The sequence below is a fragment of the Variovorax soli genome (genome assembly GCF_031454625.1).
Lineage (GTDB): Bacteria > Pseudomonadota > Gammaproteobacteria > Burkholderiales > Burkholderiaceae_C > Variovorax > Variovorax soli_A.
The window spans coordinates 313,326-326,731 of record NZ_JAVDRF010000003.1; the positions used below are offsets into that span (position 1 = coordinate 313,326).

General features: G+C 65.3%; 9 protein-coding genes. 5 read left to right on the forward strand and 4 right to left on the reverse strand.

Annotated elements, in window-relative coordinates; genetic code table 11:
* Positions 1–22: 22 nt before the first annotated feature.
* The gene (gene gmd / locus J2739_RS08640; protein ID WP_309900531.1) at positions 23–1,060 is read right to left on the reverse strand and encodes a GDP-mannose 4,6-dehydratase; all 1,038 of its coding nucleotides are present in this window, start codon (positions 1,058–1,060) and stop codon (positions 23–25) included.
* Positions 1,061–1,501: 441 nt separating this feature from the next.
* On the opposite strand from gmd, the gene J2739_RS08645 reads away from it, so the two are divergent.
* Genes J2739_RS08645 through J2739_RS08660 form a run of 4 tightly spaced genes read left to right on the forward strand, consistent with a single transcriptional unit; the run spans position 1,502 to position 8,217 of the window.
* Positions 1,502–3,916 carry a glycosyltransferase gene (locus J2739_RS08645; protein WP_309900533.1) on the forward strand — a complete coding sequence of 805 codons (2,415 nt, stop codon included), beginning with the start codon at positions 1,502–1,504 and terminating at the stop codon, positions 3,914–3,916.
* Positions 3,917–3,921: 5 nt separating this feature from the next.
* On the forward strand, positions 3,922–5,061 hold the full coding sequence (locus tag J2739_RS08650; protein ID WP_309900535.1) for a glycosyltransferase: 1,140 nt from the start codon (positions 3,922–3,924) through the stop codon (positions 5,059–5,061).
* A 56-nt stretch (positions 5,062–5,117) separates the two neighbouring features.
* Complete coding sequence (locus J2739_RS08655) at positions 5,118–6,074, forward strand: GDP-L-fucose synthase family protein (RefSeq protein WP_309900537.1); 957 nt, start codon at positions 5,118–5,120, stop codon at positions 6,072–6,074.
* The gene (locus tag J2739_RS08660) at positions 6,067–8,217 is read left to right on the forward strand and encodes a glycosyltransferase family 4 protein (RefSeq protein ID WP_309900539.1); all 2,151 of its coding nucleotides are present in this window, start codon (positions 6,067–6,069) and stop codon (positions 8,215–8,217) included. Before J2739_RS08655 ends, J2739_RS08660 begins: the two co-directional genes overlap by 8 nt.
* Here the strand turns inward: J2739_RS08660 and J2739_RS08665 are convergent.
* The 3 genes from J2739_RS08665 to J2739_RS08675 are packed head-to-tail and all read right to left on the reverse strand — an operon-like array spanning position 8,183 to position 11,161.
* A complete protein-coding gene (locus J2739_RS08665) occupies positions 8,183–8,932 on the reverse strand; it encodes an ABC transporter ATP-binding protein (RefSeq protein ID WP_309900541.1) in 750 nt (249 codons plus the stop codon). The genes J2739_RS08660 and J2739_RS08665 overlap by 35 nt on opposite strands.
* 7 nt (positions 8,933–8,939) lie before the next feature.
* Positions 8,940–9,743, reverse strand: a complete 804-nt coding sequence (locus tag J2739_RS08670; protein WP_309900544.1) for an ABC transporter permease — start codon at positions 9,741–9,743, stop codon at positions 8,940–8,942.
* On the reverse strand, positions 9,740–11,161 hold the full coding sequence (locus J2739_RS08675; RefSeq protein WP_309900546.1) for a mannose-1-phosphate guanylyltransferase/mannose-6-phosphate isomerase: 1,422 nt from the start codon (positions 11,159–11,161) through the stop codon (positions 9,740–9,742). The genes J2739_RS08670 and J2739_RS08675 overlap by 4 nt, the downstream gene beginning before the upstream one ends.
* A gap of 219 nt (positions 11,162–11,380) precedes the next feature.
* On the opposite strand from J2739_RS08675, the gene J2739_RS08680 reads away from it, so the two are divergent.
* On the forward strand, positions 11,381–13,399 hold the full coding sequence (locus J2739_RS08680) for an acyltransferase family protein (RefSeq protein ID WP_309900547.1): 2,019 nt from the start codon (positions 11,381–11,383) through the stop codon (positions 13,397–13,399).
* The last annotated feature ends 7 nt before the right edge of the window (positions 13,400–13,406 follow it).

Consider the following 13,406-nt stretch of genomic DNA (forward strand, 5'->3'; position numbering starts at 1 on the left):
CCCCAAGGGCCGCCCGGGACGATCAGAACGAACGGCCCTCGGCGTTCCGCCGCAGATCCGCCTCCACCATCATCGTGCACAACTGCTCCAATGTCGTCGTCGGCTCCCACCCCAGCTTTTCCTTCGCCCGCGCCGGGTTGCCGATCAGGAGATCCACCTCCGCGGGACGGTAAAACTTCGGGTTGACGCGGACCAGCGTCTTGCCGGTCTTGGTGTCGATGCCGATTTCGTCCTGCTCCTCGCCTTCGAAGCGCAGCTCATAGCCAGCCGCCTTGAAGGCCATGTCCACGAATTCCCGCACGGTCTCCGTCCGGTTGGTCGCAAGGACGAAGCTGTCCGGCTCCTTGGCCTGCAGCATCAGCCACATGCCCTCCACGTATTCCTTGGCAAAGCCCCAGTCGCGCTTGGCGCCCAGATTGCCCAGTTCCAGCACGGGGGCCTTGCCCAGCCTGATCTTGGCGACGCCGTCCGTGATCTTTCGCGTGACGAACTCGCGGCCGCGAAGAGGGCTTTCGTGATTGAAGAGGATGCCGCTGCAGCCGAAGATGTCGTAGCTCTCGCGGTAGTTGATCGTCATCCAATGCGCGAACAGCTTGGCGACGCCATAGGGGCTGCGCGGATAGAACGGGGTGTCTTCCACCTGGGGAATCGCCTGCACCTTGCCGAACATCTCGGAGGTGGACGCCTGGTAGAAGCGGATCTTCGGGTTGGTGAGGCGAATGGCCTCGAGCAGATGCAGCGCGCCCATGGCGGTGATCTGGGCCGTGGCATCGGGCTGGTTGAAGCTCACGCCCACGAAGCTCTGGGCCGCCAGGTTGTAGACCTCGTCCGGCGCGGCTTCCTTGATGAGGGTCAACGAGCTGCCGAGGTCTGTGAGGTCATACTCGATCAGGTGCAGGTCCGGATGATCCTGAATGCCGAGCTCCTCGATGCGCCAAAAGTTGACGGAGCTGGTCCGGCGGTACGTGCCGTAGACGACATAGCCCTTGTTCAGCAAGAGTTCGGCGAGATAAGCGCCGTCCTGGCCGGTGATGCCCGTGACTACTGCACGTTTCTTCATGAGGTCCTTCCGAAAGATACAAGCAAGCGCGCCATCCGCATGGCGCTGAACCCGGGGATTTTGCCCTAAAGCACGAAGCAGCCTTTTCGCCATTCGTGACGTGAAAATCGAGGCCCCTCCTGCGTGTCCCTTAAAATCGGGCGCAGACGGTGAGGCTGAGGAGCGCCCTGGGTCGCGAGGAAGAAACCATGGCTCGATCCGAAATGGCGATGCGTAGAAAAAGACGATGCTTCGGGGGGCGATCGAAGCGAGCGTCCACGATCCACACTGCTGGATACATTTCTTCCGATGTTTTTCGTTTGGGTTCGTGGGTGTGGCCCGAACCATGCTCCGCCTTATGTGCCAACGGCGTGCATTGCGGGGGGAGCTGCGTGCCTTTGGCGAAAGTCGTCGTGTACCCGCCCCGGCGTGTTGCCTTGTATCTGTTCAATGATGAGTGAAATGACACCGCGCCTGGCGCTTGATATGTACGTACTTGCGCAGGGCGTGAAGACCGGCGTCTACCGCGTTTGCGACGAGCTCTATGGGAGGCTGGCGGTTTCTCCGCGATTCAGCCCGCGCCTGTTTGTGAGGGCAGGCGATGAGCTCAAGGCTGGCGAATACATTGCGGCGAGGCATCTGCCCGGAAAACTGCACGAAGGTCGACTCGCACCTTCGGGCGACGCCGACATCCTGCTTTCTCCCTTCGGCGTGGCCCCACGCGCGTGGTTGGACGACGACAACGTCGTTCATGCGCACATCATCTACGACCTGATCGCAATCCATCGGCCCGAGTACTTCAGCCTCGAAGCCGCGACAGAAGTACGCAACATCATCGCCAGCCTCGACGAGCGCACGGTGGTCTTCGCAATCTCCGAGCACACCCGCAAGGAACTGCTGGCATACCGTCCGGACCTCAGTCCGGCGCAGGTGACCGTGATCCCCCTGGCCGCCGGCGAGCGCTTTCAGCCTTGCAGCGACGCCGACGTGCGAGCGAGGGTGCGCGCAAGGTACGGCATCCCCCTTGGCGTGCCCTATGTCCTGAGCCTCGCCACGCTGGAAATCCGCAAGAACCTGGACCAGGTGGTCAACGCCTTCGTTCGATACATGGAGCAGCATGGCGCGAGTGACATGCACCTGGTGCTTGCGGGCATGTCCGGGTGGAAGCTCGAGAAGCTCCACGAAGCGCTCGGGGCCGCTGGACCGTGGCGCGACCGAATCATTCTGACCGGCTTCGTGGACGACGAAGACCTGGCGGCGCTCTACAGCGACGCCCTTTGCTTCGTCTACCTGTCGCGCTACGAAGGATTCGGCCTACCTGCTCTGGAGGCGATGGCCTGCGGCACGCCCGTCATCAGTGCGGACAATTCGTCGCTTCCCGAAGTTGTAGGCGACGCTGGCCTGATGCTGGGTGCCGACGATATTCAGGGTGTCGCCGACGGCCTCCACGAGATTGCCGCCTCCGACACCTTCAGGAAAGAGCTCTCCCGCAAGGGCCTCCAAAGGGCCTCCCTCTTCGACTGGAACCGCTGCGCCGAAATCGTGATGGATACGCTGGCTGCTGCATACGAACGGCATGCTGCCAGGCCCGCGCATCAAAGGCGCCGGCCGGCGGTGTTGCCTGCCACGCCCGAAGGGCTGGAAGCGGTCAGCGTCGACAGCCTGACCGAGGCCAGCTTCCTCGGCTATCGGAATGGCAGTCTGGGGCCGTCCTTTGTCGCACACGGCGCTCCGCTGTCAAGCCGTATCGACGCCGCATGGCCCGCGTGGGCGGATCACCTCCCGGACCAGGGCGTGGAAAACCGCGTCGAAGGCGGGCTGCGAACCCAAGGCCGGCTGAAGTCAGGCCGCCCGGATTTGCCATTGATCAGCTATGTCACCGTGGTCCGCAACAACAAGGCCACGCTGGCCCGGACCATCGAGAGCGTCCAGCAGCAGACCTACGGCAATGTCGAGCATATCGTGCTGGACGGCGCCTCGACGGACGGCACGCTCGATCTCATCCGGCAGTACGGTGACAGGCTGGACTACTTCGTGTCCGAGCCCGACGCCGGACTCTACGACGCCATCAACAAGGCGGTGCCGTTGGCGCGTGGGCAGCTGATCTGCATCCTGAATTCGGACGATTGGCTGGAGCCGCATGCGGCGGAGATCGCGGCTTACCGCATGCGCGACATATGCGACGACCCGGCATTGCTGTTGACGACTGCACTGGTGCGCGACGGCGCGGTCATCCACGAATGGCATCCCGCCTTCGTACACCCGGGGAGCTATTTCACCTGTGCGAACGATTGCCACAACGGCATCTATGCAACGCGGGCCGCCTATGAGGGCTCCGGGCCTTACGACAGCACCTACAAGATCGCCGCCGATTTCAAGTGGATCATGACCTGCCTGGAGTCAGGTGCGCGCTTCGTCTATACGCGAGAGCCCACCGTGAACTACTCGATGGGCGGAACTTCGGGCGATGTCCGCAAGCACAGCATCGAATGCATGCGTGTGGTCAGCGACCGCTTCGAGTTCCTGTCTCCAATCGAAGTCAGTGGGCTTTATCACAGCTTCTTCGTGCTGGCGGGCGCATTTGCCGCCGAGCAGAGCGGCCGCCCGAGCAACCACACCCTGTTCCTGCGAAGAGTCTTCGCGGCCCATGAGGGCAAGCCCGATTTTCTGAGCGCATTGGGCTGGGCCTCGATGGCGACCCTCGAGCACCCGGTCGATGTGGCCGTGGCGCCTCAGCCTGCGCCGGCAGTCGAAGCCGCGCCGCCGTCGGTGCCGACCTTCAAGCGTTCCGTCAAGGAATTGGCCAAAAGTCTGCTCTACAAGCACCCTGGCCTGTATGGCGCCGCCGCGCGCGGATACCGGCGGCTCAGAGGGTGAGCGACGTGGCGCGAATTGCCTATATCGACCACTCGTTCCACCGAACCACCCGCTCCACCGAATTCCTGCCGGAAATACTGCGGCGCCACGGACACGTCGTCGAGCAGTTCTGGGACGATGCCTGGCAGGGCGGCCCGCCCGTGGCGTGGCGCGAGGTTGCCTCGCACGACGTGGTGATCATGTTCCAGTCCTTCTGCCTGCCGGACGGTCCTTATTTCAGACAAGCGCATCCGAACGTCGTCTATATTCCGATGCTCGACCAGTTCGGCCTCTGGCAAGGGCCGATCTACAACCTGTCCGCGTTCTGGGAGCCTTTCCAAGGCTCGAAGGTGCTCAACTTCTCGAATGCGCTGCAATCGATGACGACAGCATTCGGCATTGCAAGCCATTTCGTTCGCTACTACCAGCCGGTAACGCCCCCGCCCGCACCAGTGCAGGCGGGCCTGCATGGCTTCTTCTGGCTGCGCCGGGAACTGCAGCTGCCATGGAAGACCATTCGCCAGCTCATCGAGGGCGCGCGCTTCGACAGCTTCCACATCCACCTCGCGACCGATCCGGGCACGCCCGCGCCGCAGTTGCCCTCAGCCGAAGACATCGACAGGCATCACATCACGACATCCACGTGGTTCGAGCACAAGGCCGATCTGCTTGCGGTGATGGAACGCGCGAACGTCTACTTCGCACCCCGCGCGGAGGAGGGAATCGGCCAGTCGTTTCTGGAAGCCATGGGGCGCAGCCAGTGCGTGGTGGCGCCCAACCAGGGCACCATGAACGAATACATCCTGCCCGGCGTCAACGGCCTGCTCTTCGACATCCGGAATCCGCGGCCGCTCGATTTCTCCGACATTGCCCGGTTGGGCGCACGGGCCAGGGAGAGCACGGTCGCGGGCCGCGCCGCGTGGGAGCAGGCCGAGGAGGATCTCGTGCGCTTCATCCTCACGCCGAGCGCGCGGCTGTACGAAGGTCGTTATCAGCATGCGTTCGCGGCAGCCAGTGCGCCATCGGATGCCCCGAGCGCCGAGCCGGTCGCTGCATCGCCCTTTGTCCGCTTGCGCGCGTTCTCCCAACGACACGCCTTCTTCCGATCGACGCGATTCATCTGGCATCCGATGATCCGGCTGGCCCGGCAACTCCTCGGCCGCTGAGCGTGTCGATGCGCTACTCTTGATCGCATTCACTGCGAGTTTTCATGGAATCCACGATGGAAAAGAAAAAGCTATTCATTGCCGGGCACAGAGGCCTTGTCGGCACGGCCACGCTGCAGGCTCTGAGCGCTCGCACCGACTACGAGGTGCTCACGCGTACGCACGACGAGCTGGATCTCGAGGACCGCGATGCCACGAGGGCGTTCTTCCTCGAGCACCGCCCCGACCATGTCGTGATGTGCGCGGCCAAGGTCGGCGGCATCCTCGCGAACTCGAATTTCCCGGTCGACTTCCTGCACAACAACCTGCGCATCCAGCTCAATGTCTTCGATGCAGCGCATGAGGCCGGCATCGATCGAATGATCTTCCTGGGCTCCTCGTGCATCTATCCGCGCGACTGTCCCCAGCCCATCAAGGAGGAGTACCTCCTGACAGGGCCGCTGGAAGCCACCAACCGACCCTATGCACTGGCGAAGATTGCCGGCGTGGAGTCATGCTGGGCCTTCAATCGCCAGTACGGCACGCGCTATCTCGCCGTCATGCCGACCAACATGTACGGACCTGGCGACAACTACCACCCCGAGCATTCGCATGTGCTGCCCGCGTTGATCCGGCGCTTCCACGAAGCCAAGACCAAGGGTGATCCCGCCGTGGTTGTCTGGGGCTCCGGTACGCCGCGCAGAGAGTTCATGTATTCGTCGGACCTGGGTGAGGCCATTCTGTTTCTGCTCGGGCTCCCCGAAGAGAAGTTCGCCGAACTCACCCGTGCGAATGCGACGCCTCTGATCAACATCGGCGTGGGAGAGGACGTCACGATCCGCGAGGTGGCCGAACTCGTGAAGGCGACCGTCGGCTACACAGGCGAACTCCGGCTGGATGCCACCAAGCCGGATGGGACGCCGCGCAAACTGCTCGATGTAGGGCGGCTGGCCTCCCTCGGATGGAAGGCCAGGACACCGCTTGCCGTGGGCCTCAAGAACGCGTACCGGGACTTTGTCGAGCGCCATGGCTGAACAATTGTTGAAGCGCTATGCGAGGCGCGTCGCCAAGGGCGCTTGGTGGATCGCTACGCCCTGGCGCATGGGTGCAAGGCTGGCGTTCTTGCGCGAGCGTGCGGCAGCGCAGGCGCGCGCGGCCGAGTTCGAGCTTCTGGTCGACGCCGAGCGGACGCGGCGGGCACTGCGGGAGCGCGGAATGCCGGTCCCAGCGGTGGCGCCGCTCGATCTGTTCGACGATGCCGCTGTGTGCGAGGCGGCCGGGCTGCCGTTGGAAGGCGTCCTGTGGACTCCCGTGGGGCCTCAGGACGTCACGGATCGCTGGTCGGCCGCGCGTTTCATGATCGACCTGTGGCGCAAGCGGGGAGACCTGCGGACACGCTATCCGAAGGCGATCGAGATCGGCAGCTGCGGCGAATTCGCGCGATGGCTGCAGAACGAAGGTGCAACGGAGCTGCGACTCGGCGAGCCGGCCTTGGCGCTGATCCTCGATGTGCTGGATGCAGGGATGGCCGATCCCGCGCGGCAGGCGCTGCTCGCCGATCCGATGCTGTTGCCCGCGTGGCCGCACGGCTTGACGCCGGCCGGCATGCCGCGCTTTTTTCGATGGCTCATGCACCACGGCGTCAGCCAACCCGGTATTCGGCGCGAAGAACTCTGGTGGCTCTTTCTCCAGGCAGCTCAGAATCCGGCGCGCGAACTGATGCTGGCCTGGGCCTTCACGCCCGCATGGCAGGAACTGCACCCCGACGCCCTCACGGTTTTCGGGCGCGAGGGCTTCTGTGAGTGGTTTGGCTCGGAGTACGGCGCCTCGGGCCACTGGGCCGACCCCTCCACCTGGGCGGAGTGGGAAACCCCCGCCGTGCAGATCCGAAGCGCCTACTGGGCGCGCGATGCCTGGCGTGCGGCCCACCCCGAGGCGTTGACCGATGAAGACCACGCGCGCGCGCTGCTGACGTGGCTGTCGTCGCCGGCAGCCGGACTGACCGATGCGGCGCATGCCTGGTGCGCAAGCCTCGATACGACGGGGGTTGCCCGCGAGCTCGCCCGGCCCGGGGTGAACATGATCGGCCACTTCTGCTATGCCTCCGGGCTGCGGGTCTCGGCCGAATCCATGGTCCAGGCCATGGACCGCGTCGGCGTATCAGCCTCGCTGCGCGATGTCTGGACCGACGCCAGGGATGACCCGCATCACGTCGATTTTCACGGAATGGAGGTGCACGACGTCACCGTCATCCACACGCAGCCCGAACCCTTCTTCGACGAGGCTTACCAACGCGCCCACCTGTTCGAGCGCAGTCCCCGTACCTATCGCATCGGCTACTGGTACTGGGAGTTCGACTCGATTCCCGATTCATGGGTCGGGCATGCCGAGAAGGTCGACGAAGTGTGGGTCGCCACCGAGTTCGTCGCCCGTGGATTTCGGGACAAGCTCGCCATTCCGGTTCGCACGCTGTTCCCCGGTGTCAAGCTGGCGCCGTACGAGAGGCGCAGCAAGAGCTACTTCGGGCTGGAGGAGAGCCCCTTCACCTTCCTCTTCACGTATCACATGATGAGCGTGATGGAGCGCAAAAATCCCAAGGGCCTGATCCGCGCATTCAAACAGGCTTTCCGCCCGGACGAAGCCGTGCGTCTGGTGCTCAAGAGTTCCTTCGGCGATCGGCACCCCGAGCAGATGCAGGAACTTCGCGATGCCGCTGCCGGGGCCAACATCACCATCATCGACGAGGTCTACAGCCCCGATGAAGTCCTATCCCTCATGGACGCCTGCGACGCCTACGTCTCCCTCCACCGCAGCGAAGGCCTCGGCCTCACCATGGCGGAGGCCATGCTCATGGGCAAGCCGGTGATCGCCACCAATTTCTCCGGCAACGTGGACTTCATGGACGAGAGCAACAGCCTGCTCGTGCCCTACAAGCTCGTGAAGCTGGGCAAGCCCATCCCGCCCTACGATGCCGATCTGGAATGGGCCGAGCCCTCGGAGCAGCACGCGGCCGAACTGATGCGCCGTGTCTACGACAACCAGGCCTGGGCGAAAGAGGTGGGAGCGCGGGGCAAGGCCAGCGCCGAGGCCAACCTGTCGCTGGAGGCGGCGGGCCGCCGCATCGCGGCCCGCCTGAAAGAGATCAAGTCGCTACGGCGGCGCTCACCGGCAGGCTGACAGGCCCGCTGGCCGACTGCTCGACGATCCGCCCGTGCTCCAGGTGGATCACCCGGTTGCACTCCTTCGCGATCAGCTCGGTCGAGTGCGAGGCCAGCACCAGGATGCCGGACTTGGCCACCACGTCCTTCATGCGCTGCTCGGCCTTTTCGGTGAACTCGGCGTCACCCACCGAGAGCCACTCGTCCATCAGCAGGATATCGGCTTGCACGCTGGTCGAGATCGAGAAGGCCAGCCGCATCAGCATGCCGGTGGAGTAGGTGCGCACCGGCATGTTGACGTACTCGCCCAGGCCGCTGAACTCGCAGATCTCGGGCGTGAGCGCGTCGATCTGCTTCTTGCTCATGCCCATCACCAGCCCGCGCAGCATGATGTTCTCGATGCCGGTGGCGTCGTGCTCGATGCCGAGCGCTGGATCGATCAGGCTGGAGACGGTGCCCTGGCGGGCGAACTCCCCGGAGGACGGCTCGTAGACGCCCGCGAGCGCGCGCAGCAGCGTCGACTTGCCCGCGCCGTTGTGGCCCAGCAGGCCGAGGCGATCGCCGCTCTTGAGTTCCAGGTTGATGTTGCTCAGCGCCTGCACCACATTGACGCCGGTTTCCTTGCCGAAGCGCCCCCCGGTGACGGAGGCCGCCAGCGTTTTCTTCAGCGAGGCGGCGCCGGCGCCATAGATGGGGAAGTTGACCGAGACGTTCTTGAGGGAGATGAAAGCCATTGTTCTTTCAGAGCCAGTAGACGACGCGGCGGCGGTATTTCGCGAACAGCAGCCCCGACACGGCCACGCTCAGCGCCGTCCACACGAGAATGCCCCACCAGTTGTGGGCATCGGCCACGCCGCCCATCAAGGGCGTGCGCACCAGCTCGAGCATCTGCGCGAAGGGGTTGTAAAGGATGTACTGGGCACGGCCCGGCAGGCTCTCGGGCAGCCAGAAGACGGGCGTCAGGAACATCAGCATCTGCATCACGCTGGTGACGATCTGGGTCACGTCGCGAAAGCGCGTGCAGACCAGGCCGAGCGCCAGTCCCAGGGCCTGCGCATTGATCATGAGCAGCAGGAAGGCCGGCACGAAGAGCCAGGCCGGCCACGACAGCGAGATGCCCGCCCACAGCGCGACCGGCACGTAGAGCACGATCTGGTGCGCGAACTGGATCAGGTTGCGCGCCATGCTCCGCCAGACGAAGAGGCTGATCGGGAAATAGCCCTGCTTGAGGTAGTTGCTGGAGCCGATGAAGGCATTGCACGAGTCCGTCACCATGCTGGAGAAGAAAGTCCAGAAGATGATGCCCAGCGCCAGGTGCGGAAAGAACTTCGACAGCTCGGTGCCGAACAGCGAGCTGTACAGCGGCCCCATGCCGCCGATCATGGCGCCCATGCTGAGGGTCAGCCACAGCGGCCCGAGCATCGAGCGGCGGTAGCGCAGCACGATGTCGAACCAGGCCAGCGTCCACCAGATGTCGGTGCGGCGGGTGCCCTCCCACCAATCGGACCACGCGCTGCGATGAAGGTTGGAATGCGCCTGTGTCATACACGTCCGTAGGTATCCACCAGGCGCACGATGTCGTCTTCGCCGAGGTAGCTACCGCACTGGACTTCGATGAGCACCAGTTCATCCTGTCCGATGTTCGTCAAACGGTGTTTCTCCTTGAGCGGGATGTAGCGGTATTCGCCGGGCAGGGTCTTGTGCTCCACGTCGCCGATCTGCACGATGGCCGTGCCTTGCACCACCACCCAGTGCTCCGCGCGCTGGTGGTGGTACTGCAGCGACAGCGCCTCGCCCGGCTTCACGGTGATGCGCTTGACCTTGTAGCCATCTTCTTCCTTGAGCGAGGCATAGGTGCCCCAGGGGCGGTGGACCGTGGCAGGCAGCTGCACCGTCTCGTGCTTGCGCGCCTTGAGGATGTCGACCACCTTCTTGACCTGTTGCGCGCTGTTCTTGTGGGCCACCAGCAGCGCGTCGGGCGTGTCGACGATGACGAGGTCGTGCAGGCCCAGGGCTGCGACGATCTTGGGCCCATGGCTCTCGATCTGGATGTGGGTGCCCGTGGTGTCCACGGCCACCACGTGGTCGTCCGGGAAGGTGTTGCCGCTCGAATCCGAAGGCTGTGCGCTGGCGACGGCCGGCCATGAGCCGACGTCGCTCCAGGCAAACCTGGCGGGCACGACGCGCACGTTGTCGGCGTGCTCCATCACTGCGTAGTCGATGCTGATGTCGGGCTGCAGGCCGAAGGCGTGCAGGTCGAAGCTGATGGCGTTGTCCTTGGTCTGCGCCGTGTCCAGCGCATGGCGCGCCGCGTTCATCACGTCGGGCGCGTGCCGCTCCAGCGCGGAGACGATCGCCGAGGCGGTGAAGCAGAACATGCCGCTGTTCCAGTAATAGCGGCCGGTCGCCAGGTATTCCTGCGCCGTGGCGAGGTCCGGCTTCTCGACGAAGCGCTTGGCGAGCTGGCTCGCGCGCGAGACGCGCTCGACCTCCACGTAGCCGAAGCCGGTATCCGGCGCGGTCGGCGAGATGCCGAACAGCACCAGCGCGCCTTCCTGCGCCAGGCGGAAGGCCTCGCTCGCGCTGGCGACGAAGGCCTCCACGTCGGGCACCAGGTGATCGGCCGAAAGCACCAGCATCACCGTGTCGCCGCTGAACTGGCGCTCGCACTGCAAGGCCGCCAGCGCGATGGCCGGCGCCGTATTGCGGCCCCTGGGTTCGAGCAGGAAGGTGGCGGATGGCGGGTCGCTCATCTGCCGCAGCACATCCTTGGTCAGGAACTGGTGGTCCTTGTTGGTCACGACCATCAGGTCGCCGGTGCCGCACGCCTGCCCCCGCTCGATGGCCTGCTGGAGCAGCGTGGAATCGCCAAGCTTCATGAAGGGCTTGGGGAAGGCTTGCCTGGAGAGTGGCCAGAGCCGTGAGCCGGATCCTCCGGAGAGCACCACGGAGAGCAATCGCATGTTTGTCCTTCTCTTTGAGAGAGCGGGCGATTTTACCGGCCTGAGTTGGGCCCGCCCATTTGCCGCGTCGGCGGGCTTCGGCGCGCACAGGGCAAGCTCCCGGCTTCGCATTGCGGTGCGAGCGCCTTCGCGGCGGGCGCGGGTGTTGCGAAGATAATCACGCGCTGCGCCGCGACGCCGAGTCGCCGGCCGACCCGCCCCCGCCCAGACAGCGCTCGCATGCCGCCACAAGAAGAACAGCCCCAACTCGCCCACCCCAAGTACCGGCCGGACATCGACGGCCTGCGCGCGATCGCGGTGCTCTCGGTCGTGGGCTTCCACGCCTTTCCGGCCTGGGTCAAGGGCGGCTTCATCGGCGTCGACATCTTTTTTGTCATTTCTGGTTACCTGATCTCGACGATCATCTTCGGCAGCCTGGCGGGCGAGGGCTTCAGCTACGCGGAGTTCTATGCGCGGCGCATCCGGCGCATCTTCCCCGCACTGCTGGTGGTGATGGCCGCGACCTTCGTCTTCGGCTGGTACGTGCTGCTCGCCGACGAGTTCCGCCAGCTCGGCAAGCATTTGCTGGCCAGCGCCGGCTTCGTCGTGAACCTCGTGCTGTGGGGCGAGGCCGGCTACTTCGACACCGTCGCCGAGACCAAGCCGCTGCTGCACCTCTGGTCGCTGGCGGTCGAGGAGCAGTTCTACATCGTGTGGCCCGTGCTGCTGGGCCTGGCCTGGCGCTTCGGCGGCGGCAAGGGCCGCAGCATGCTCGCATGGATGTGGGCGGTGACGCTGCTGTCCTTCCTGATCAACGTGCTGGGGGTGCACCGCCATGCGACGGCCACCTTCTATTCGCCGCTCCCGCGCATGTGGGAACTGGCCGCCGGCGCGCTCCTGGCCTGGGACGCGCTGCGCCGCGAGCCGCATCGCAACGTGTTCCGGCGCGAGCTGCGCAGCGTGTCGGGGCTGGTGCTGATCGGACTGGGCCTGGTCCTCATCAGCAAGGGCAAGGCCTTCCCGGGCTTCTGGGGCCTGCTGCCGGTGCTGGGCGCCTGCCTGTGCATCTCTGCCGGGCCGGGCGCCTGGCTCAACCGGCACCTGCTGGGATCGCCGCCCATGGTCTGGGTCGGCCTGATCAGCTATCCGCTCTACCTTTGGCATTGGCCCCTGCTGGCCTTTGCGCGCATCCTCGAGGGTGGGGAAGCCACGCGCGAAACCCGCATTGCGGCCGTCATCCTCTCGATCGCGCTGGCCTGGCTCACGTACCGCTTCGTCGAGCTCGGGCTGCGCAGGCGCCGGGGCGGCGCCGTGGTGCAGGGGCTGGCGTCGGGGATGGTCGCGCTGACCGTCGTGGGGCTGGTGCTCTACGGGCGCGTCCTGCCGCCGCGCAACAACGACCCGACGGTCCAGGCGATCGTCGCGGCCAATGCCGACTGGGCCTACCCGGACGGGCTGAAGGAAGTCGCGGTCAAGGGCGAGACGCTCTACCGCATCGGAGAAGGCAAGGAGCGCGTGCTGCTGCTGGGCGACAGCCACGTCGAGCAGTTCGGCCCGCGCGCCGTGGAGCTGGACCGGGTCGCACCGGAGGCGCTCAAGACGCTGTACTTCGGCACGCGCGGCGCCTGCCCGCCGGTGCCGCAACTGTTCGAGGACCGCGATCCGGGTTGCGGCCCGCGGCGCGAGCAGCTCTTGAAGTTCGCCTTCAGCGCCGACATCGACACCGTCATCCTCGGCGGCTGCTGGACCTGCTATTTCGACATCGGAGAGACGACCCCGGGCTCCAGCGCGCCGCCGCCCCCGGACCACTACTATTTCCTCGATGTCCAGGGCCGCCATCTGCTGCGCGGCGGCGACGGCGTGGCGCGTTCGATGACCTCCCTCGAGACGCTGATCAAGCTGCTGCGGACCGCCGGCAAGAAGGTCTACCTGATCCTCAATCCGCCGCTCTCCGCGAGCTTCGAGCCGCGGCTCCTGATCCACGGCAGCCGCCTCGGCACCATGACCGCGTCGACAATGCCTTTGTCGGCCCCGTTCCCGCCGGCCCAGAAGCGCCTGCAGGAGCAGATGCGCCAACTGGCCGAGCGCGCAGGCGCCATCGTCCTGGACCCGGCACCCGCGGTCTGCGTCAGCGACCAGCAATGCATGCGCAGCGGCGCCGGCGGCGACCCCGTCTACAAGGACGGCGCCCACCTGCGCGCCGGGTTCGTGCGCGACGGGGCCACCTTCCTCGACCCGGCGATCACCGTATCGCGATGAAGCGCCT